The sequence below is a fragment of the Enterococcus rotai genome, from assembly GCF_001465345.1.
Classification (GTDB): Bacteria; Bacillota; Bacilli; order Lactobacillales; family Enterococcaceae; genus Enterococcus_L; species Enterococcus_L rotai.
This window is the reverse complement of record NZ_CP013655.1, coordinates 238,567-258,997: the sequence shown is the minus strand read 5'-3', so window position 1 is coordinate 258,997 and position 20,431 is coordinate 238,567. Positions and strand designations below refer to the sequence as shown.

Annotated in this window: 21 protein-coding genes, 2 pseudogenes and 1 riboswitch; of the genes and pseudogenes, 18 read left to right on the top strand and 5 right to left on the bottom strand. The window is 35.3% G+C overall.

The features are described from left to right. Positions 1-19 precede the first annotated feature (19 nt). Both ATZ35_RS01195 and rpmG read left to right on the top strand, forming a co-directional pair. Positions 20-2,137, top strand: coding sequence for a peptidoglycan D,D-transpeptidase FtsI family protein (locus ATZ35_RS01195; RefSeq protein ID WP_208928721.1), 2,118 nt, complete (start codon positions 20-22; stop codon positions 2,135-2,137). A gap of 127 nt (positions 2,138-2,264) precedes the next feature. Then, on the top strand, positions 2,265-2,414 hold the full coding sequence (gene rpmG / locus ATZ35_RS01190; protein ID WP_002296119.1) for a 50S ribosomal protein L33: 150 nt from the start codon (positions 2,265-2,267) through the stop codon (positions 2,412-2,414). Positions 2,415-2,519: 105 nt separating this feature from the next. Here the strand turns inward: rpmG and ATZ35_RS01185 are convergent. Then, positions 2,520-2,714: pseudogene (locus tag ATZ35_RS01185) on the bottom strand (tyrosine-type recombinase/integrase); the annotation flags it as partial. Positions 2,715-2,829: 115 nt separating this feature from the next. Here ATZ35_RS01185 and ATZ35_RS01180 point away from each other — a divergent pair. The 11 genes and pseudogenes from ATZ35_RS01180 (at position 2,830) to ATZ35_RS01130 (ending at position 10,514) form a co-directional block, all read left to right on the top strand. Next, positions 2,830-3,279: a hypothetical protein gene (locus ATZ35_RS01180; protein ID WP_208928718.1), complete on the top strand. Its 450-nt coding sequence runs from the start codon at positions 2,830-2,832 to the stop codon at positions 3,277-3,279. A gap of 9 nt (positions 3,280-3,288) precedes the next feature. Next, positions 3,289-3,537, top strand: coding sequence for a hypothetical protein (locus ATZ35_RS01175; RefSeq protein WP_208928715.1), 249 nt, complete (start codon positions 3,289-3,291; stop codon positions 3,535-3,537). Positions 3,538-3,551: 14 nt separating this feature from the next. Further along, on the top strand, positions 3,552-3,851 hold the full coding sequence (locus ATZ35_RS01170; protein ID WP_208928712.1) for a hypothetical protein: 300 nt from the start codon (positions 3,552-3,554) through the stop codon (positions 3,849-3,851). Between the two features lie 133 nt (positions 3,852-3,984). Beyond that, on the top strand, positions 3,985-4,956 hold the full coding sequence (locus tag ATZ35_RS01165; protein ID WP_208928709.1) for a peptidoglycan DD-metalloendopeptidase family protein: 972 nt from the start codon (positions 3,985-3,987) through the stop codon (positions 4,954-4,956). 15 nt (positions 4,957-4,971) lie between these two features. After that, positions 4,972-5,154: a hypothetical protein gene (locus tag ATZ35_RS01160; RefSeq protein ID WP_208928706.1), complete on the top strand. Its 183-nt coding sequence runs from the start codon at positions 4,972-4,974 to the stop codon at positions 5,152-5,154. Positions 5,155-5,259: 105 nt separating this feature from the next. After that, positions 5,260-5,805, top strand: a complete 546-nt coding sequence (locus ATZ35_RS01155; RefSeq protein WP_208928703.1) for a hypothetical protein — start codon at positions 5,260-5,262, stop codon at positions 5,803-5,805. Then, positions 5,802-6,143, top strand: coding sequence for an arsenic metallochaperone ArsD family protein (locus ATZ35_RS01150; RefSeq protein WP_208928700.1), 342 nt, complete (start codon positions 5,802-5,804; stop codon positions 6,141-6,143). Before ATZ35_RS01155 ends, ATZ35_RS01150 begins: the two co-directional genes overlap by 4 nt. Before the next feature lie 416 nt (positions 6,144-6,559). Next, positions 6,560-7,033, top strand: a pseudogene (gene tnpA / locus ATZ35_RS01145) (IS200/IS605 family transposase). Positions 7,034-7,399: 366 nt separating this feature from the next. Next, positions 7,400-8,314 carry a hypothetical protein gene (locus tag ATZ35_RS01140; RefSeq protein ID WP_208928697.1) on the top strand — a complete coding sequence of 305 codons (915 nt, stop codon included), beginning with the start codon at positions 7,400-7,402 and terminating at the stop codon, positions 8,312-8,314. A gap of 151 nt (positions 8,315-8,465) precedes the next feature. Next, the gene (locus ATZ35_RS01135; RefSeq protein WP_208928694.1) at positions 8,466-9,728 is read left to right on the top strand and encodes an HdeD family acid-resistance protein; all 1,263 of its coding nucleotides are present in this window, start codon (positions 8,466-8,468) and stop codon (positions 9,726-9,728) included. Positions 9,729-9,752: 24 nt separating this feature from the next. Next, positions 9,753-10,514 (top strand): alpha/beta fold hydrolase, encoded by a 762-nt coding sequence (locus ATZ35_RS01130; RefSeq protein WP_208928691.1) that lies wholly within the window; start codon positions 9,753-9,755, stop codon positions 10,512-10,514. Between the two features lie 155 nt (positions 10,515-10,669). On the opposite strand, the gene ATZ35_RS01125 is transcribed toward ATZ35_RS01130, so the two are convergent. Both ATZ35_RS01125 and ATZ35_RS01120 read right to left on the bottom strand, forming a co-directional pair. Beyond that, a complete protein-coding gene (locus ATZ35_RS01125) occupies positions 10,670-11,350 on the bottom strand; it encodes a hypothetical protein (RefSeq protein ID WP_208928689.1) in 681 nt (226 codons plus the stop codon). A 437-nt stretch (positions 11,351-11,787) separates the two neighbouring features. After that, positions 11,788-12,327 (bottom strand): DUF924 family protein, encoded by a 540-nt coding sequence (locus tag ATZ35_RS01120; protein WP_208928686.1) that lies wholly within the window; start codon positions 12,325-12,327, stop codon positions 11,788-11,790. Between the two features lie 460 nt (positions 12,328-12,787). Between ATZ35_RS01120 and ATZ35_RS01115 the strand changes: the two genes are divergently transcribed. The 3 genes from ATZ35_RS01115 to ATZ35_RS01105 all read left to right on the top strand — a co-directional run bounded on the left by ATZ35_RS01115 (position 12,788) and on the right by ATZ35_RS01105 (position 16,758). Further along, the gene (locus ATZ35_RS01115; RefSeq protein WP_208928684.1) at positions 12,788-14,986 is read left to right on the top strand and encodes an adhesive domain-containing protein; all 2,199 of its coding nucleotides are present in this window, start codon (positions 12,788-12,790) and stop codon (positions 14,984-14,986) included. A 35-nt stretch (positions 14,987-15,021) separates the two neighbouring features. Continuing rightward, positions 15,022-15,624 carry a WxL domain-containing protein gene (locus tag ATZ35_RS01110; protein ID WP_208928681.1) on the top strand — a complete coding sequence of 201 codons (603 nt, stop codon included), beginning with the start codon at positions 15,022-15,024 and terminating at the stop codon, positions 15,622-15,624. An 84-nt stretch (positions 15,625-15,708) separates the two neighbouring features. Next, a complete protein-coding gene (locus ATZ35_RS01105) occupies positions 15,709-16,758 on the top strand; it encodes a WxLIP family cell surface protein (protein ID WP_208928677.1) in 1,050 nt (349 codons plus the stop codon). 68 nt (positions 16,759-16,826) lie between these two features. Here the strand turns inward: ATZ35_RS01105 and ATZ35_RS01100 are convergent, their stop codons facing one another. Continuing rightward, a complete protein-coding gene (locus ATZ35_RS01100) occupies positions 16,827-17,645 on the bottom strand; it encodes a YusW family protein (protein ID WP_208928676.1) in 819 nt (272 codons plus the stop codon). Positions 17,646-17,879: 234 nt separating this feature from the next. On the opposite strand from ATZ35_RS01100, the gene ATZ35_RS01095 reads away from it, so the two are divergent. Further along, positions 17,880-18,275 carry a DUF4809 family protein gene (locus tag ATZ35_RS01095; protein ID WP_244148195.1) on the top strand — a complete coding sequence of 132 codons (396 nt, stop codon included), beginning with the start codon at positions 17,880-17,882 and terminating at the stop codon, positions 18,273-18,275. 77 nt (positions 18,276-18,352) lie between these two features. Here ATZ35_RS01095 and ATZ35_RS01090 read toward each other — a convergent pair whose 3' ends face one another. Next, positions 18,353-18,850 carry a DUF4303 domain-containing protein gene (locus tag ATZ35_RS01090; RefSeq protein ID WP_208928673.1) on the bottom strand — a complete coding sequence of 166 codons (498 nt, stop codon included), beginning with the start codon at positions 18,848-18,850 and terminating at the stop codon, positions 18,353-18,355. 244 nt (positions 18,851-19,094) lie between these two features. Beyond that, a riboswitch (M-box (ykoK) riboswitch) is annotated at positions 19,095-19,263 on the top strand. Between the two features lie 131 nt (positions 19,264-19,394). On the opposite strand from ATZ35_RS01090, the gene ATZ35_RS01085 reads away from it, so the two are divergent. Further along, positions 19,395-20,309: an LCP family protein gene (locus ATZ35_RS01085; RefSeq protein WP_208928670.1), complete on the top strand. Its 915-nt coding sequence runs from the start codon at positions 19,395-19,397 to the stop codon at positions 20,307-20,309. The last annotated feature ends 122 nt before the right edge of the window (positions 20,310-20,431 follow it).

Here is a 20,431-nt window from a genome sequence, read left to right as displayed (position 1 = left end):
TATGGAGGATTAACGATAAATGAAAAAAATGAGCTTTTTAGATAAATTAAAAAATAACAATGAAGAACCAATGACCCAAAAAAGTAAAAAATCACATATTCCCTTTCGACTGAACTTATTGTTTTTCGTGATTTTTGGTTTATTTGTGGCATTGATCGTTCGCTTAGGTTACTTGCAGATTGCTGAAGGGCAGCAGTATGCACAAAAAGCTGAAGAAAGTTCAGCTTTGAAAATCAAAAGTAGTGCACCGCGGGGCGAAATTTACGATGCAAAAGGCAATCTTTTAGTAGGAAATAAAGCTAATTTGGCGATTACGTATACACGTGGAAAAAAAGTTCAGGCAAAAGATTTAGTGCCAATCGCAAATAAAGTGAATGACTTGATTCATGTACCGGCAGACGAGTTAACAGAACGTGATAAAAAAGATTTCTGGTTGGCTAATCCGGATAATTTGAAAGCTGCTCAAAAGCGATTGACTGATGCAGATAAGACAGATGAAAAAGGCAACAAAATCACGGATGAAGGAACCTTATACGTTAAAACTGTCGAAAAAGTAACACCAGAAGAAGTCAATTTCGATGAACATACCATGCAGGCTGCCACGATCTTCAAGCGGATGAATGCCGTGCAAGAACTAAACACAGCGTTCATTAAAAACGAAGGGGTTACTCAGGAGGAAATCGCAATAATTGGCGAGCATACTTCAGAAATCGCTGGTGTTTCAACAGGAATGGATTGGGATCGAGAATATCCAAATGATACAGATCTTAAAAACCTTTTAGGAAAAGTATCTTCTCAAAAGGCTGGTTTACCTGCCGAAGAAGCAGATGAATACATTGCTAAAGGATATGAATTAAATGATCGTGTCGGAACAAGTTATTTAGAAAAACAATATGAAGATGTCCTCCAAGGTAAAAAAGGAGTATCAGAAGCAACCTTAGATAGCAAAGGAAAAACTATTACACAAACACCTGTTACAGAAGGTAAAAAAGGTGAAAACTTAAAACTGACGATCGATATGGCTTTCCAAGCGAAAATCGAAGAGGTTGTGAGAGCACAGTATCAGCAGTTACTAGCAACAGGAAATGCTGCTTATTCGGACGGTGCGTATGTTGTTGTGATGAATCCTAAAACAGGTGCTGTGATGGCAATGGTGGCCTTAGATCGTGATTTAGCGACAAATGAGCTGACCTCCAATCCTTTGGCCACAATCAATAAAGCTTTTGAGCCAGGATCAGTAGTAAAAGGCGCAACAATTTCAGCGGGGTATGAGCAAGGGGTAATTTCTGGAAATGATGTTTTGATCGATGAGCCATTGCAAATATATGGAAGTGAACAAAAATCATCTGTGTTTAATAAGGTTCCAGGTAATCAAATACCACTTAGTGCAGAACAAGCTTTAGAGTATTCCTCAAATGCTTATATGATGAAATTAGTTTTAAAAATGATGAAGACAGATTATCAGTATAATATGGTCTTACCTTATAAAACAGGAGATCCAACATTATTTAATGTATTACGTCAAACCTTTGGCGAATATGGCATGGGTGTTTCCACAGGAATCGATTTACCAGGAGAATCAACTGGCCTTTCTAATAAGGACTTTGATTCTGAATTTGCACCAATGCCAGGTCATTTACTTGATTTGTCGTTTGGACAATATGACACGTATACAGCAATGCAGTTAGCGCAATATGCTTCAACAGTAGCCAATGGCGGTACTCGCATTGCACCACGTGTAGTTGACGGAATCTATGAGAATAAAGAGGATGGTTCCCTAGGTGAGCTAAAAGAAGAATTAAAACCTAAAGAGTTGAATAAAGTCGATATTTCTTCAGAACAAATGCAGATCATCCAAAATGGATTTTATGATGTTGTTCATGGAAATGGTATCTTTACAACGGGTAAATATATGCAGGGAGCTGCACTTGATATTGCAGCTAAAACAGGTACGGCCGAAACGAATGTTGGAGAGCACGTGACCGTAAACAGTAATGTCGTTGCCTATGCGCCATATAATGATCCAGAAATCGCTGTGAGTGTGATTTTGCCCCACTTAACGAGTGAAAGCACTAGACCAAACCAATCAATGGTAACGGCGATTGTTAATGCTTATGCTGAGTATAAAGCACAATAAGATTTGTAAAGTAGTTTTCCTTTACAAATTTTACTAAAAGGGTAGAAATTCTGGAATAAACATGATATGATATTTGAGGCTAAGAAATATCTTAGAAATACGACATTAGATATAGGAGGGAAAACACATGCGCGTAAACATTACTTTAGAATGTACTTCTTGTAAAGAACGTAACTACCTAACAAGCAAAAATAAACGTAACAATCCTGATCGTTTGGAAAAACAAAAATATTGCCCACGTGAAAGAAAAGTTACTTTACACCGTGAAACAAAATAAGCATTTTAATAATGAGCTAGAACCCTTGTTGCATAAGGATTCTAGCTTCTTTTTATTTAGTTTGCTAAAATTTGAATCCTAAATTGAATACGTTTAAGAAAAAAACTAGAACGATATGTGATTGATAAGTTTTTTGACGGTTTCTTTTGTGATGTGGATGTAAATATCTAATGTCATAGAGATTTCAGAATGTCCGAGTCTTTCTTGTATTTCTTTAACAGTTACTTTGGCTTCAAATAATAGGGTAGCATGAGTATGATGAAATCCATGACAACCTATATTAGGTAAATTGGCTTTTTCAGTTAATCTTTTTGAACGCTAGTAAATATCGGTACGATAAATCATTTTACCGTTGATGTCAGTAAAAATGAAATTTGTTTTTGTTATGCCGTTTGCTAGAATAATAGGAGAAAGTATGGATCAAGTAGAAAATAATACACCTAGTTTAAGTTCTGCATCAACAAATTATGATTGGGTCAATGGAGAATGGAAAAGAGATAGTAAAGGTGATTTACCAAAAGAAGCATTGAAAAAAATGAAGCCACAAGAAAGAGAACAGGAAGCAAAAGCGCAAAAAGAACGGCAACAACAAAGGCAATATCAACAAAAAGAAAATGATATTGCTGTATCTCAAGATTATTTAGATAGCGTTGTTTCTCGGAATAAAGGTCAAGGCTTTAAAGCAAGTAGTGTTGATCAAATGTTTCTGAAAAATATTCCTGATGGGAAACGATTTGTAAAAGAAGATAATACGTTTGATGTTACTAAATGGAATCGGGAAAAAAGTTCATTACGTCCAACGGTTCAGCCGTTAGATATTGATGTAGAGAAAGGACAAGGGAGAACTATTTATAAACCAAAGTAGGGAGAGAGTATGGAAAATAAAGTTGTAAAAGTGATTATTGGTATTTTGGTTGTGAGTGTCGTTTTTGGCACTCTTTTCTTTTGGTTTACACCTGTAAAAGATGGAAAGAAACAGTTGGATCAAATAAAAATGAACAACAACTATCTTATTCTTTTGATTCAAGTGATCAACAGAGTTCTGAAACTGGCGATTCTCACGACCATGAAGGATTTAAAAATCAAATTGAACCAGTTGAAATTTCAAATCGTTCTGAATTAATACAGGATTTTATAATGGCTTATCTTAAACGTGGTGGTGATTATGGTTATTTAGAAGGAGTAAAGCCTTATTGTGTTGATTCGTTCTATAACTATTTAAAGAAATATCCTGAAAGATTACCTTTAAACCGAGAAAATCAAGAAGTCGATTCTATAAGTGTGTATTCTGTGGAGGGTGAAGAGGATATCTATTTTGTGGATGTCTATTTGAAGGTTATGAACTCGGAAAAAAAAGAAGAAAAGGATTATATCGGTTATTATGTGTCAGTTGAAGGTAGTAAGGTAAGTGGGGCGAAAATCAATGAATCAAAATGAAGAAAAATCATTGATGAAAGAATTTGTTGTTGAAGGAGCAAAGCGAAAAGTAAAAAGGTATTTGTGAGTAAAAATTTTACTACCATTAATACCTGTTTTACTTATTATTGTCGGCTTTTTAGGTTTAGTTGCAATGAGTGCGGTGTTATCTCAAACAGATAGTAAAAGTGATAATTTAAGCGGTGAGATATCACAATTAGGATCGGATGAAATTCCTAAAGAATATATTGAGTATTATAAAGGCGCTGAAAAAGAATACGGCATACCGTGGAATGTTATAGCAGCCGTTCATAAAGTAGAAACAAATTTTGGTACTATTGATCCTATGGTTTCTTCTGCTGGTGCTGTGGGGCATATGCAGTTTATGAAACAAACGTGGGTTGGATGGTCGGCACCTTATCCAACAATTAATGGATTGGGTGATATTGCTATACCCAATGCGGATTTGATGAATCCTGAAATAATTGCTAGGTATGGCGGTTACGGGGTAGATGCAAACAAAGATAAAAAAGCCGACCCATTCAACGCACATGATGCAATATTTTCCGCTGGAAATTATCTAAAAGCTAACGGTGGCGAAACAGATATAAGAAAAGCGGTATTTGCCTATAATCATGCCGATTGGTATGTGGATAAAGTTTTAAAGATTGCGGAAAGTTATGTGAATGCTGGTTCAGGTGGTGGTGGCGGTAAAGGTGATGGAACTTGGAAAAACCCAGTAAGAACACCTTATCAAGTATCGCAAGAATGGGATTCAATAAATATTGATAGTTTGATTCACGGGGGCATTGATCTAGCTTCTACTCCAGTTGGAAGTAAACCGCCTATCTATTGTGCTAAAGCTGGTAAAGTGCTTGTTGTTGGCTCGAATCTTGGCTACGAGGGAAATTATGTCATGGTTGAGCATGAGGGGGGCTTTGTGACATATTACGGTCACTTTGATTCTGTCAGTGTTACACAAGGGCAACAAGTGACCAATGAAACAGTATTAGGCATTATGGGGCAAACAGGACTTGCTACCGGTGTCCATTTACATTTTGAAGTAAGACAAGGCGGATCAAGTGCAAATAGTCGTATCAATCCTAGAGATGTAATAAATTTTTAAACTAAGGAGAATGTAATGAAACTAGAGCAACTAAGAAATTTGTTATCGTCATTAGATGATGATATTGAGGTGCGTGTATCTGTTCAGGAATATAAAGAGGATGCAATGAGAGATTTAAATTATGAAGATGGACGTTCTCAAAGTTTAGAAGGTATAAACTTAATAGGTGATATTATAATTTTAAAGGGTGCTAAATAACATATAGCACAAAATAAAAATAATATATTTATTTGTCTTAACATATTTACATTTAATGAGTTATAAATTATAATATGATTAACAAAATATTAGGAGACGAATTATATGAAAAAATGTGTTCTTTTCGTTACATTGAGTTTAGGGTTGTTATTTGTAGGTTCTACAGTGGTGAGTGCTGAGGAGTTTGCACCCTTGCCGTCTGTACAGTCTGTCGATTTGGGTTCTTTATCAGATGAAGCTATTGAACATTTTGAGTCGGAGGGCTTTAGTGAAAATGATGAATATTATACGGAAACAATTGTTCAAACTCCGCCGAAATCGAACGGTGTTCAAGCTCGGGCAGTAAATGTTATAACTTTAACTGCTGGTACAAAGAAAGTTGATAATACAACGGGGTATACATCATATATAATTACTGCCACACAAGCACCGTTTACAAAAATTAACATGAAGCTTAATGTTGGATCAGTGAAATCATTTACTTCAAATATTACTCCATATAAGGGAACTTATGGTTATTCTGGTGGGATTTATTCTTTCTATTCAGGAAAAAGAGGTTATCAAGGGTATAGATTACAAGCACAATATACTACTACTTGGGGTTCTGGTTCAACGTCTTGTTCTGCTGGTGGGATGACAATAGGAAAATGATAAAAATAGAATATTTCATTCTAAGTAAGAATTTTAGTAGTAATGTCGATTTTGAAATTTTTGAAAGCATAAATAACAAAGCCTTTAAAGAAAACTATTTTTTAATAAAAGGTGAAAGTTTAGAAACGGATATTATTTTTCTTGATGAAAAAAAATCGTTAGTGAATAATAGAAAAGTTCAGAAGTATTTTGATGAAAATGATGTGAGTGTTTTTCCTTTAGTGCTTTTGAACGATGAAATAATTAGTCGAGGAAGGTTTTTAAGTTCTGGCGAGTTGTCAGATATTTTAGATATCGGTTTATCAATACAGCAGAATCCCAAACTTGAGAATGAATAATAGGTAGTATTTAGAACTAGTGAAATATTTATTTGTTTTCGCTAGTTTTTTTGTAAAAATATAACTTGCCCGTGGTAATTGAGTTTTTATTGAATCCGATTTTGAATACGGAAATATTTTTTATAGTGTTTTTTAGTGGTTTAAAATTACCATATAATAGTAGAAACTTTTCTGTGTGACGCTTGATGTTGCTGAATGGTTCGTTAAACACAGAACACCGTGAAACAAAATAAGGTTTTGAATCATTACACTAACTTCTTATTAAATAAGGAGTTAGTTTTTTTGTGTGTTCTGAAAACCACCTGCTATGCGGGTGGTTCCATAGAGCTTCCAGCGAGGTAATAAAAAAGCCTCCTAAAATGTTAAACTGATATAGGTTTCCCGACCGTATCATCAACATTAAAGGAGGTTCCTTTATGAAAAAGGACAATCAAAGTTTATCACACACTGTATGGAAATGTAAGTATCACATCGTCTTTGCGCCAAAATACCGTCGCCAAATCATTTATGACAAGTACAAGAAAAGTATCGGAGAAATCATTCGACTTTTATGTGAAAGAAAAGGCGTCGACATCATCGAGGCAAATGCATGTCGAGATCATATTCATTTGTTGGTCAGTATTCCACCGAAATTAAGTGTCTCGGGTTTTATCGGTTACCTAAAAGGAAAAAGTAGTTTAATGATTTTCGATAGACATGCGAATTTAAAGTATCGATACGGCAACCGTAAGTTTTGGTGTCGTGGCTATTATGTCGATACCGTTGGCCGAAACAAAAAACAAATAGAAGAATAGATACGCAATCAAGTTCAGGAAGATCATATAGCAGATCAGCTGACGTTGTTTGAGGAGTATGATCCGTTCACAGGTAATAAAAATAGCAAAAAATGAAAAATGAGATTCTTTTAGAATCAGCGAGAAGAAGTGGTGCGTGAGGGAGACCCGATCAGAAGGCCTTTTAGGCCGTGGCCGGTAAAAGAGGCTTTCAGCCGAAGAGCAAACCTCCAGTTCTCACTGGAGGTTTTGATTTATCCTATTTATTGAAAAATAGTAATTGACTAGGCGGCTTTAAAAAAAGAAACAAGTAAATTCAAAATATACTTTCCTTTATGTAGAGTTTTATTTATAATATTGTGAATGGGGTGTTGGTTATACAGTGAATAAAGTTTAAGAAAACTTAAAAAAATTTCTTTTTGATGTCAGTTTGATGTCTAGAATGTTACTATTGTGTTACAGAGTTGTAAAAGGAGTTTTTGTATGCGAAAGAAAATGTTGGTTGTTTGGTTGTTGGTTTTAGTTTTTCCAATTGCTTGTTATGGAGAAGACATTGAGGAATCTTCTTCTGAATCAAGCTTTAATGCTTTAAATGATTTAACGAGTCGGGATGCTCGCAAACAGGTATTAGATGGTACAACGACAATTGTCAAAAAGAAAAAGGCAGAGGTTTATTTGGAATTTCCTTATGATAATAGTCCCTATGTGGCTTTTTCAACATTTTTATTGAATGGTCCAACACATCATTATAGTGGCTTTATTGAAACAATCTATTATCGTGATAAGATCAAGATCAAAGATATGTATTATGAAAAAAATCCGGTAAAAACAGATAAAATTGGGATTTATTCAACAGATTTATGTTTTACTTCTGATGAAGGAGTTATTTATCATTACAAAAATGTGCCGTATTTAGTGAGTAGCGATCAAACGACTACATTTTTTTCAAAAGTAGATTTTAATAAAGAAAATAAAAAAATCTCTGGTAAAATTAAAATGCCAGCATCAAAAAATACATATCAAATAGAACTATTCTACACGGATAATGACGAGTACCATTATCAAGAAACAACTGCTGATAAGAATGGTGCGTTTAGCCTTTCTTTGAATCGAGAGGGCATTGAAGGAAAGATGTATCTTAGGAGCAGTGATGGTTTAGGAAACTACGCCAACGCTTGTGATGTCGATAAGACGGGAATGACAACTTATCCGGTTCCACGAGAAGCCTCAAAAGCAATTGAAGCAAGCTATAAACAAAATACAAAAAAAGAAATAAGCTTTGTCAAAATAATGATTACCATCATTTCGAGAATAGTACTTGTCATTTTGTTTATTCTTGTTTTACTACGTTTAAGAGTGATTATAAAGCGAAGACAAAGAAGAAAAAGGGTGAAGTGAAATAGTTCTAATTGAAATTGCTTTTATTCGCCAACTACATATAGAATAGCTATACTAAGAGTTAAGATAAGATTGCTTTTACACATGGTAGGGGTACTTTTGTGAAATCGTAAATCTGTTTTAACTCTATTTGTAAGCAGGAGGTATATTTGTGAATTCAGTTCGTTTTAACCAATTGTATCTGCTTATAACAGGGATCATCCTTGTTGGAATTGGTGCGTTTATCCAAAATCAACCAAGCCTAGTCTTTTCTTTTTTTAATTTGTTGATTCCAATTCTTTTAGTGATCGATGCTGTGTCTCACTTTTTCCAACATGAAGAACATAAAAAAGAAAGACTGATTCGCAGTCTTTTAGAAATTACATTGGCGATCTCTTTTGTTATTTCAACCTTTTCATTTGATGTTTTGACGATTCTCTTCGGAGCTTATATCGATATTAAAAGCGTTGCATTACTCGCAAAGTATTGGACGTATAAACAGAATAGTTTCGCTGGTCGATTGAATCTATTGGTTTCAGGTATTGGTGGAAGCGTCATTGGAACCCTGTTGCTTTTTTCAGCATTTTTATCTAGAAATCAAATTCTGACTTGTTTAGTTGTTTATTTTGTTTTGTTGGGTGTGATCAATATTTGTTTGGGCATGAGATTATTTTTCCCAACTAAAACCATTGATCAGCTTAAGCGAAAGATTCGTTTGACGCCGCCAGTTTTTATTGAAGCATTGATTCCACGGTTTGTTTTGAAAGAAACAAATACTTTATTAGAACCCGATTCAGCCGGGAAAAACGATGCTATTGCTAAAATTCAAGAAACAAAAGAAGCTGTTAAACCGGATTTGGAAATTTTCATCCATGTAACTGAAAAAAGTTTTGGATCGATTGGACATATGGATCTTTCTTTTGAAGGAGAAATTATTTCATATGGGAATTACGATAGAGATTCTATCCATCTTTTTGAAACAATTGGTGATGGTGTTTTGGTAACGGGTGCCAAACGGGATGAATATATTCCTTTTTGTATCAAGCACGATCAAAAAACTTTGTTTTGTTTTGGTATTAAATTAACGGATGAACAACGTGAGGGGATTCGAGTAAGTATAAATGATATCCGCCAAAGTTCTTATGATTGGGCCTCTCATTTACAGCGTGATCCGCATGGAAACCATACAGATTATGCCAGCTTATTAACCAATTTGCCCAATTGCCAGCTCCATAAATTTCATCATGGAGCCTTTAAAACGTATTTTGTTTTGACAACGAACTGTGTTTTACTGGCAGATACGATTTTAGGACCCACTGGAATCGATCTGTTGACAATTAATGGTATTTTAACGCCAGGAACCTATCTAGAATTTTTAAGGAATGAGTTTAAGCGAGCCGATAGTAATGTAATCAGCTTTGAGGTGTATAATTAGGTCAGTTTTTAAGGAGAGAATAAAATGAAAATCAGTATCCGTCATCGCTATATCAAGAAAGTTCCAGTATTAGAAGTTGTGGCAGAAGAAAGTAAAGATCAAGTTTTGCCCTTAGTGATTTATTATCATGGCTGGCAGTCTGCCAAAGAATTGTCACTAACCCAAGCGAGAAAATTGGCGAGAAAAGGAATCCGAGTGATTTTACCCGATGCAATGAATCATGGTGAGCGAAAAACTGGACCGATCTCACCAATTCCTTCGGTAACATTTTGGGCAAGTATCCAATATAATATTATTGAGTTTGCACAATTAGTTCGCCATTTTGATAAACAAGGATTGATCGAATCTGGAAAAATTGGTGTTGGCGGTGTTTCTATGGGCGGCATTACAACATGTGCTTTATTGAGCCAACATCCAGAAATCAAAACAGCAGCATGTATGATGGGAACACCTAAACCACTGCGCTATATTGAACGGGTGATGGAACGCTCAGCAGAAATGGATTTTTTTGTACCAAAAGATTTACCATTATTGCTTAGCTGGGTAGCCAATTATGATCTTTCTAAAGTACCAGAAAGATTGGCTCAACGACCTGTTTTATTTTGGCATGGCACCGAAGACCCTAAAATTCCCTATGAAGATATGGCTGATTTTTACCAAATGATTGAAGGTCAGCCCTATGCTGAGAATAGTCAATTTATTACGGGGGTTGGCGATGGGCATTTGGTCAAAGGTGAAATGATGGATGTTGTGGCTGAGTTTTTTGAAAAAGAGCTAGCTTTATAAGGTAGTAAGCAAAAGCAAAAGGATGAGACAGAAGCGTTTAATCCTAAGAAATATGAAGGAATTACTTCTACTTTCACCGTTTATTGTTTATTTGGAGTTTAAATGACTGGGCTATGACTCGCAGAGTTATAACCCAGTCATTTGCTTTTTCTTGATTATTTATGTTGCTCAATAATTTTATCGGATTTAGCCATTACCGAAGCAGCATCTTTTTTTGCCTTTTCAAGTTTTTTTACGTAGTCTTGTAAGCTAGTGATTTGATTTGCGGCATCGACTAGCTTACGCTGAGAATCATCGTACTGCGCTTGAAGTGTATTTTTTTCATTAGTGATGTCATTAATTTTTTGATTCAAGGTTGCGATTTCTTTATTGTTTGCGTCAACTTCTGCTTGTTTGACGGCTTCTTTTTGTTTTCCTTCATCAATTTTTTGTTGAATTTGACTGTCTTTTTGCTGTAGTTCAACGATTTTTTGTTGAATTTCGCCATTTTTACTTGTTAGCTGTGATTGGAGGGAAGTGATTGTTCCTTGCGTTTGATTTTTATCATTAGTCAAATTAGTGACTTGCGTTCTTAAATTTATTAATTCTGTTTCGCTTTGACTTAATTGACCGCTTCTTTGGTTAAGCTGTGTTTCTAGATCGGTGCTTCTCTTTTCTTTTGAGTTGAGCATGGTGTCTAATTGGTCTAGGTTGTTATTGATTTTTTCAACGTTTTCTTCACCGCCCCATAAGACTACTTTATCTGCAACTGATTTTAAACTAAATAAAGTAAAAGTACTGAGCAATAAAATCGCTACAACCGTTATCAACGGTTTATTCTTAACTGTCTTTTTCAAGTATTTATCTTCTTTCTATGTTTATTATTTAAATTTCTTATAAAGAATATGGTTTAATTGTGACATAGTCAAGCGTTTTTTCGCTTTAATTGGTCTGATTTTGACGGTTCGCCATTTTAATAACAGTCAAAGAGTTGTAAGAAGAAATGAGCGGGATAGTAGATGCTTAAGAATAATGATTACTTTATGATTTATTTGTTTGAAAATGTAAGATGAGTGACGATCAATAAGTAAGATTACAGTTGATTTTTTTAGTGTGATTTAGTATATGATCTGTTAATCGGTTGATAAAGGACATCTATAAAATAACCATAAGATTTAAGGTTTAAAAGTGACTTGTTGCTAGAAGGATAGACGGAGTTATGTTCAGCGGACGGAACGCCACTATAAAAGAGGAAATCAAACGATGGTCAGTTTGATTTCCTCTTTTTGGATGTTTAAAACGAAGAGCCAGGTTCTTTTAAGAACGCAATTTCTTCCTCTGTCGAACGTCTACCTAATACTTTATTTCGATGAGGATAACGACCAAAACGAATCAAAATGTCACGATGCTTTTGTTCAAACTCAAGGTTATGCTCCATCCCCTTTTCAGCAAACCGTTTTAAGGCTTCATCATGAATAATTAACGACTCAGAATGCATCAGAGGCATATAAAGGAATGCACGTTGCTGTGTTGTTAGCTGATTCAAATTACCTGTGGCGATGGCTTCTTGTGTTAAAATCAACGCCATTCCATCATAGGCAAAAGCTCGTGCATCATCACGAAATAAATTCCGAGAAAACTGATCTAAAACAATAATTTCAGCTAAACGACCGACCATACTTGTCCGCCAAACTGATTTTTCTCCTTGAGCAACTTGTTCATGGATAGCTGAAAATCGAGCCTTGATTAATTTATCAAAAACTAAGTCTTTCTTAAACCACTGACTTGGCTCACATTCTTCAAACCAAAATGTCACTATTTCTTGACAGTCCATCTGAATCTCCTCCAATAGTCTAGAATTTCCTTCCTAATCAAGTATAACATACGCTTTGTCATCGCCCTTTCGGATCAGAAGATATTATAAAGTGACTGTTATTTTATTGATCTGAAAGTGTATTTTACTGTGTTTAAATAAAGACTAACTCACCAAATTTGGTTTGATGATCTAAAGAAAAACTAGAGATTTCAAAATAAAATTCAGTAAAAGGCTATTTAGTTTTTTGAATAAAAAACAAGGGCTGACGATAATTTTTTTTATAAGATAAAAAAGTCTGTCATTTTAATCATTTAACTATATTTTTCTCTCTTTATTACAATCTAATTATTTGAAATAAAATTATATAGATAGTATTCTTTATAATGAAATCTTGTATTACTTATTTATCCTGTTTTACAGATCGACTTAAAAGCGTGATAAGAAGTAGTTGCATTAATTATGGTATGAGGAGGACATCATGAAAAAGTTTAAGCGCTCTAGAATTTCGTTCATTGGGACGTTGATTTTATTGTCAGCAGCATTAACACCAAATTCACTTGTATTTTTGGGGGACGATAGTCGATATGAGGTCAATGCTGCTGAATCAGCAAATGCTGCAGATTTAGCTGATGTGAGTATTTTGAAAGGAACACAACTTTCTTCAAAGAATGGAACGATCGTTAATGACGGTGTCAAGTTGGAAAAAAATGCAGATTCTACATATGATTTAAATCTTTCGTTTAAAGGAACCGCTGTTGCAGACGTCGGTTTGATTTCACCAAAAGTGATTGTTTTCGCGATTCCTGAAGAATTGCGTGGTAAGATCGATGGTCCAATCATGATCAATGCGAATGCCAAATTACTTCCACTTGTTCCAGGAGATATTCCAGTAGTTAAGGACCTTGTTTTAAATGTAGGCGATTTAGTCACTAGGCTATTAGGACTAGCGAAACCTTTAGGCTTAAAATTGGACTCTTTAGAAAAAGCTTTTGAAGGGCTTAATTCTCTTCAAGATTTAGGGAGCTATCACGCTTCTTTTGAAGGGAAATTGTCACCTGATGGCAAATATGTAATGGTCGATTTTACAGATGGCTTAGGGCAATATGTCCGAACAACATATGCAAATTTATTTAACCCATTGAAAGAAGCGGTCGATGGATTGAAATTCACTGGGCTGCTTGCAATTTTGAATCCAGTGCTTGATTTATTGAAACCTGTGGTCAATAGCTTGCTGGATCTAGTAGGTAAAATAGCGAATGGCACATCTGACGTGTTGACAAATGCTTTACAAGCGAACGTACTTGGAGATGTTAACTTTGATTTTTCTACCAAAGTTTCGGATGTGACTGCTGAAAAAGCAAAGGTCACTGCGATGGCCGTTAATAAACCAGTTATTGATTTAGATTTACTGAATACAATCCATGCTAATGGGGATTCTCTTACCCTTTATTTCGATAAAGTAGAAGAAGATCCATTAGTCGATTATCCTGTTGCAAGTCCAGTTATTGAAGATGTAGTTGAAGGTATGATTAGCCTTAAAGGACAAGTAGCAATCAACAAACCAGTACCAGTTGGAGTGACATTTAACGCTAAAGTTGAACTGCCGAATGGCGCTACTTTATCAGGTGTAATTAATGAGGATGGTACGTTTGTCGTTCCATTTGCAGACTATCAGCCTCAAGGAAATGATCAATTAAAAATAGTCGTTGAAGCAAGTGCAGGGAAGTACACAAAAACGAGCGATCCAACAATCAAACAAGTTATAGCAGATCCTTTTCTACATTATGTGGTAAGCAAACCTGCAATCAATGATATTTTAGAGGGGATGCCTAATCTTGATGGACATGTGGCTCTGGCTAAACCAATTCCAGCTGGTGTGTCTTTTACAGCAAAAGTTACTTTACCTGATGGAACGACTTTAACTGGTTCTGTGGATCCAGATGGTCATTTTACACTTCCATTTGGCAAATACCAACCTCAAGGTGCCGATCAATTAGAAATTGTGATCGAAGCAAGCGACGGTAATCGGACAAAAACGAGTGAGACTGAAATCAAACAGGTTATCCTTGATCCACTGAAAAACTATCAAGTTCCTAAACCACAGTTCAAAAGTGTCAATGAAGGGAGCAAGTTTATCACAGGTTTGGTTGACTTGGCCAACGTTCCAGCTGGCACTAAATTGTTTGTGCAAGTACAATTTCCAGATGGCTTGTTAAGAAAAGTCGCGATTGAAAACGATGGGACGTTTTCGATCGCTATAGCAGATAAGAATTTAAAAGAAGGGAATCCTTTGCGACTAGTCACTATAGCAGAACATCCTCAATCTTTTAAAGGAAAAGTTAGTGACAGCGTTGTTTTTGCAGTCGGTAAAATTCCATCATTAGCAGGTTATGTTGTTCCAGCACCTGTTGTAAATCCTATTTTTGTCGGAGATACGATGATTAAAGGAACCGTTAAGATCGTAAATCCTCCAGAGGGAACTAGCTTTACTGTTAGAGTGAGGTTCCCTGGAAATGTTTACGAAGAAACACCTGTAAATGCAGACGGCACCTTCTCACTGGATATTTCCGGTCGACAGTTAGCAGTAGGGACTTCGGTCACACTTAATACAGCGGCAACACTTGGCACTGAGGCAGCAGCCAGCGGTAGAGTTATAGTTTCTGTCGGTGCCAAATAAATATAAGGTTTACCAAAAAAGAAAGGGTGTATAAAATGAAGAGTTCAATATTCGTTACGACTAGCTCTACGGCTTTATTATTGTCAGTTGTGTTAGGGACATTATTTTTAGGACAATCTGCTTCTGCTGCTGATATTAATAAGGCAACCGATTTAGATGTCACATTTACACCAGGTGCTTTAACTTTAGAGGCTGTCTCTACGATCAGCTACGCATCACAAACAATCTCAGTGAATGATGCATCATACATTCCAACGAACCCTGATGCGATCAATGTTGTTGTTTCAGATGCCAGAGGAACCAATGCTGGTTGGAAGTTGAGTGGCAAACTGAATGGCTTTAAAGATAATGCGGCCGCAGCCTCTTTGCCAAATGCAAGTTTGAATTTTAAAAATACACAGGCGGGAACAAATAGTGATGCTGAAGCGCCAACACCAGTTAATACAGTTAAATTAACTAGTGGAGCAGCAACTGCATCTCCGTTTGCAACAGCTGCAACAGGTGCTGGGGCAGGGACTTGGACGTTTACTTGGCCTGATGGTGAAAACAAAGGGGTTACGCTCGATGTACCTGCTGCAATGGCAACACTTGGCAAACATACTTCTACAATTGACTGGACATTAGCTGATGCACCATAGAAATAAAGCGTGATCTATAGAGAGTGGGATGAGAACTATTTTATTCCACTCTTTTTTTCTGATTAACTAAAAGGAGTGACTTGGATGAGTGGTTGTTCTAAATCAAAAACGATTAAGCTATTCTGTTCATTTGGTCTTATTTTTTTATTCGGTTTATTGCAGACATTAAACGCTTCAGCACAAGACAAAAATAATGAAACAAATAGTTTTTATGTGCAAGCAGTTATACCGGAGAATCAAGTTGACATCAATAAATCCTATTTTGATTTGAAAATGCAGCCGGAAGCGGAACAAGAATTACAGGTTAAGTTGGCCAATCCAGAAGCAGAACCAATCACTGTTTCTGTAAATGCAATAAATGCTATGACAACAGAAGAAGGAATGATCGATTATACGGTCAAAGGCATCAAAGACAAAACACTAAATTATCCTTTTGAATCATTGATCAAGGTTTCTGAAACAACGATTTCGTTACAGCCGTATGAAACAAAAATTGCTCGTTTTCATTTGAAAATGCCGAAAGAACAATACGACGGTGTGATAGTAGGAGGATTACGTTTTACCAAAAATCTTCCTGAAAATGAAGTAAAGAACAAAGAGGTGACTATTCAGCAACGATTTCATTATGTAGTAGGTGTTGTCTTGAATGAAACAGAGACCGCAATAGTGCCAGATTATGAGATGGATGCAGTCAACGTAGCAAAATCGAAACAGGGAAAGAAAATGTCCGTCATCCATTCGATTCGGAATAAAAATGCTGCTATTTCAAAAAAAATGGAACTTAAAATAGCCATCCGAAAAAAAGGAGAGGAAGCGCCTTTGATCAACTTGGATAAAGAAGCTCTAGAAATGGCACCTGATTCGGTCATGGATTTTCCTGTACCGATAAAAAGACAGTTGCAGCCAGGTCACTATAGTAGTAAAACGCAAATCAATCAAGACGGAAAAAAATGGGTATTTGAGAATGAGTTTGAGATTACAAGGGAACAAGTGAAGTTGATCAATGAGGAAAATAAGAGTGTAGAAATCGAAAGTAAAGTTCCTTTTTGGTTGATTTTATTGATCGTTATACTAGCATTCTTAGTATTGATTCAAGCTTATATTTTATGGAAGAAAAAGAAACAAAGTAAATAAATAGAAGAACCTCATTCTCTGGATTACAGAAAATGAGGTTCTTCTTTGATGATTGAGTACTTTGACGATTATTTTAATTTGAATTTAACTTGTGTATTATCATTAAATTGACCTTGATATTGGAATTGTTTGTAGCTTGAACCTTTACCTAATTTGTTTAAAATGTGTGAAGTGATTGTTTTTTCACTTCCAGCTTTTAAATCTAAACCAGCGATGATGCCTTCGATTTTTTCTGCAGCAGCATTACCTTGTAATTGGATTTTGTTTGATTTATCTTGATATTGTGCTTTGATCGTACCGTTACTATTTACTTGGTACTGTAATTGAATTTGTTGTCCAGTTGTATAAGTTACTTGGATTTCTAATTTTTTAAGATCAGATTGTTCAGGTGTTTCAGGAACTTCTGGCGTTTCAGGCTCTTCAGGTGTAACTGGTGCTTCAGGATCTTTAGGTTCTTCTGGAGTTACAGGCGTGTCTGGAACATAGTATGATTGTAAGCCAAATTCTGCTTTTACATACCCTTTAGTGATCAAAATAACTTTAAGATGTAAGTCTTTTTGATACGTCATTTTTTGTAATAAGTTGACTGATTTGTAATAATTTCTGCCGAAATCTCTGGCGATCACAGTAGCTTCTGCAGAAGAATAACCAGCAGCTTCCCATGTACTTGCTTTAACCAATTCATTGTAAACAGATGCTACATTTGAACTAGTTAAGGATAAACCTGTGTACTCTAAGATATCCGCTTTATTGAATAAAGTGATTGTCTTATTGTAGTTTGATTCCACTACTGTTGCTGCATCCGCAGTGTTTGACACCACTGCCAAACTAGCTGAACATAAACTGATTGCCAATCCTGCAACCATCATACCTTTGAAAACTTTCATAAAAAATACCTCCTCTTTTTTACTACTATTTTATAAATAGTAGCTTACCTATATTATTATCCAAAGGAAATATAAAGTAAATAAAAATGAGCAATTTCTCATAATATTTAAAATATATTTATTTTTTATCGAATTTAGTTGAATAAGGAAATCAAGTTACTTATTCATTCGATCATTATTTTTGCTATAATATGTAAGGATAAGAACTAAAAATGATGTGTGAAGGGATTTGTAATGATGAAGAAAGCAACAATTACTAAAACCGTTGATTTGTTGGATGGAGGCTGTAATGTTTGTGGCATTATTGAAAATGAAAATTATATTTTGACGATTGATGAGCAGACAATTCCTTTAGAAGAGCTGACAGTCAACGCATTGATCACAGCGATTGTTTTGAAAAATGGATATAAGCGGGAATATGAGACGGATGTTATTGATGATTATATTTTGTATATAAAAGAAGGACATCAAGTTAGACTTAAGGAAGAGTATAATTTCCTGATTTATTCAAGTGATACAGCAAAAGTAGAAACGCAAGATCAAATAGTGGATGAAAAACAATTAGTTGAAAAAGTGAATGAAATCTTAGAAACGTTATTCAAGCTAGAAGAATTAGAGTTTTGTTTTTAAACTATCAAAAAGGAGTTCTTGCTAATTGCTGTGAGAACTCCTTCTTGGTATTTTTATTTATAAGTATTCTGTTTCTATTAATCTATTTGAAAATAATCAGACATCGTCAATTTTTCAAACCGTTCTTGTGATGCAGCAACAGATTCATCATGATCATAAACCAATAATTTAAAGTCTTCAGTTTTAGGAATATGTCTGAACGTTTGCGATTCTACTAGCAAAAGCATTTGTTCGCAAAGCCAATCAAGTACAGTTTGGATATCCTCTTCGTCTTCGACCCAATCATCAAATAAATGAAGAGAGGCAAAGCGTTGATTTTCGTCCCAGTCTCCAGTAGAGTATTTCATCGCTTCAAGTTGTTCTTGGTTGTACCCTTTTTCTGTATAGTATTCAGTTGTTTCTTGCCAAAGTTCAACAGTGTTGATGCAAAGGTTTATTTCCCCTTCTTCGTAGATATTACAGTCTAAGGCAAAGGCATAAAATGTTTCATCAGAATGATCCAATAAATAATTATCAATACTATCTGTTAAAAAGCTAAAAAAGAATTCTTGTTGTTTTTCTAAAAAGTTTTCCATGGGTTTCCTCCAAGCGTTTCGTCTTCTAAACATTGAAACAGATAATAGGAGGAAAGTCTATCTAAAGTTGTTTTTTAAGAAAATATAAAGATTTTTATCGTGTAAAATTTTATATAGTTTAAATCGTATATAGGGTAGCTTTGAGTGTAGAGTAGTTTAAGCCAAATAACATTATTTTCCGTAAAGCACTTATATAAAATTTAATTTGACTTTGTGATTCGATACGCTTATAGTTTAAAATGAATTAAATACTTGTTAGGTGAGGCTCCTATATAAACATAGGCTGCTGCTCAGAAATGTCGAAAGACAGGTACGGGTAGGACAAATTTCGTCGAATTAAGGCGTTTTTCAAAGCAGCTAAAAGCATAGCTTTTTACGTTATATAGTGCTAAAACTCAACGAAGAGAAGATCAAGGTAAGTTGTAAATAAAGGGCATAAGTCCATGTGTTTGCCGCTTCTAATCTAATCCCTTCGCTGAGTGTTCTTGGTGAAGGATTTTTCTTTTATCCCAGAATCCATTTAAGCGGCAGAAAGGAATAACTCATGAAAAAATCTGTAAAAATAACGATCATTACCTTACTCTCCATTTTGCTTGTAGTGGTGAGTGCAGGCTGTTATGCAGCAATATCGTTTCAAACAGCAAAAGAAAAAAGTGAAGCAAAAGTTTCCAGTAAAAACCAAAATTTTACTGGTGATGAACAAACAAGTGATAAAGAATTGACTGTAATGGTTGTTGGGAATGATTCTAGAGATGACGATGAAGACCAGGGGCGTTCAGATACATTGATGGTGGCCCATTATGATGGTAAAACGAAACAACCAAAACTAATCTCGATCATGCGAGACAGCTACGTAACATTTCCTGATGGGGGACAAGATAAAATCAATGCGGCTTACGCGTATGGCGGAGCGCAAATGACCAAAGATGTCTTAAAAACAAATTTTGATTTGCCAATCAACTATTATGTAGTGATTGACTTTAAAGAATTCAGCGATATTATTGATGAACTTTATCCAAAAGGCGTTACAATCGATTCGGAAAAAGACATTAACCTAGATGGTGTGGATATCCTTAAAGGAAAACAAACACTGCATGGAAATAGTTTACTCCAATATGCTCGCTTTAGAATGGATGAAGAAGGCGATTTTGGTCGAATCAGACGTCAACAACAAGTGATGGACGCGTTGGTGGAACAGTCGAAAGATTTGATCCCAATTTGGGAATTACCTCAAGTTGCTGGGAAAATGGTCGGAAAAATCGATACCAATGTGCCGACAAGTTTATTGATCGATTTAGCAAAAGATTTTCTAACTGGCAACGTAAAACCGTTAAAATCATTATCTGTTCCAGTAGAAGGATCATGGAATTTCAATGATTATACAGAATCCGGTAGTGTGATTGAAATCGATGAGCAAAAGAATGCGGATGCTATTAAGGATTTTATGAAAGATAATTAGAATAAGATTGAGGAAGAGCTTGGGACATAAGTCCTAACGAAAAATCCAGATACCAATCAACTTGATTGGCATCTGGATTATTTTGTTGTACAAAAATAAGAACACCTTTGCTAGAATAAAAG

Bases quoted from the DNA above. Each gene is read 5' to 3' on its own strand.
- ATZ35_RS01090 (WP_208928673.1), bottom strand. From the start codon at position 18,850: ATGGAAAACTTTTTAGAAAAACAACAAGAATTCTTTTTTAGCTTTTTA.
- ATZ35_RS01175 (WP_208928715.1), top strand. From the start codon at position 3,289: ATGGAAAATAAAGTTGTAAAAGTGATTATTGGTATTTTGGTTGTGAGT.
- ATZ35_RS01170 (WP_208928712.1), top strand. From the start codon at position 3,552: ATGGCTTATCTTAAACGTGGTGGTGATTATGGTTATTTAGAAGGAGTA.
- ATZ35_RS01140 (WP_208928697.1), top strand. From the start codon at position 7,400: ATGCGAAAGAAAATGTTGGTTGTTTGGTTGTTGGTTTTAGTTTTTCCA.
- ATZ35_RS01105 (WP_208928677.1), top strand. From the start codon at position 15,709: ATGAGTGGTTGTTCTAAATCAAAAACGATTAAGCTATTCTGTTCATTT.
- ATZ35_RS01100 (WP_208928676.1), bottom strand. From the start codon at position 17,645: ATGAAAGTTTTCAAAGGTATGATGGTTGCAGGATTGGCAATCAGTTTA.
- ATZ35_RS01165 (WP_208928709.1), top strand. From the start codon at position 3,985: ATGAGTGCGGTGTTATCTCAAACAGATAGTAAAAGTGATAATTTAAGC.
- ATZ35_RS01195 (WP_208928721.1), top strand. From the start codon at position 20: ATGAAAAAAATGAGCTTTTTAGATAAATTAAAAAATAACAATGAAGAA.
- ATZ35_RS01085 (WP_208928670.1), top strand. From the start codon at position 19,395: ATGAAAAAATCTGTAAAAATAACGATCATTACCTTACTCTCCATTTTG.
- ATZ35_RS01110 (WP_208928681.1), top strand. From the start codon at position 15,022: ATGAAGAGTTCAATATTCGTTACGACTAGCTCTACGGCTTTATTATTG.
- ATZ35_RS01160 (WP_208928706.1), top strand. From the start codon at position 4,972: ATGAAACTAGAGCAACTAAGAAATTTGTTATCGTCATTAGATGATGAT.
- rpmG (WP_002296119.1), top strand. From the start codon at position 2,265: ATGCGCGTAAACATTACTTTAGAATGTACTTCTTGTAAAGAACGTAAC.
- ATZ35_RS01130 (WP_208928691.1), top strand. From the start codon at position 9,753: ATGAAAATCAGTATCCGTCATCGCTATATCAAGAAAGTTCCAGTATTA.
- ATZ35_RS01180 (WP_208928718.1), top strand. From the start codon at position 2,830: ATGGATCAAGTAGAAAATAATACACCTAGTTTAAGTTCTGCATCAACA.
- ATZ35_RS01115 (WP_208928684.1), top strand. From the start codon at position 12,788: ATGAAAAAGTTTAAGCGCTCTAGAATTTCGTTCATTGGGACGTTGATT.
- ATZ35_RS01155 (WP_208928703.1), top strand. From the start codon at position 5,260: ATGAAAAAATGTGTTCTTTTCGTTACATTGAGTTTAGGGTTGTTATTT.
- ATZ35_RS01120 (WP_208928686.1), bottom strand. From the start codon at position 12,327: ATGGACTGTCAAGAAATAGTGACATTTTGGTTTGAAGAATGTGAGCCA.
- ATZ35_RS01150 (WP_208928700.1), top strand. From the start codon at position 5,802: ATGATAAAAATAGAATATTTCATTCTAAGTAAGAATTTTAGTAGTAAT.
- ATZ35_RS01095 (WP_244148195.1), top strand. From the start codon at position 17,880: ATGATGAAGAAAGCAACAATTACTAAAACCGTTGATTTGTTGGATGGA.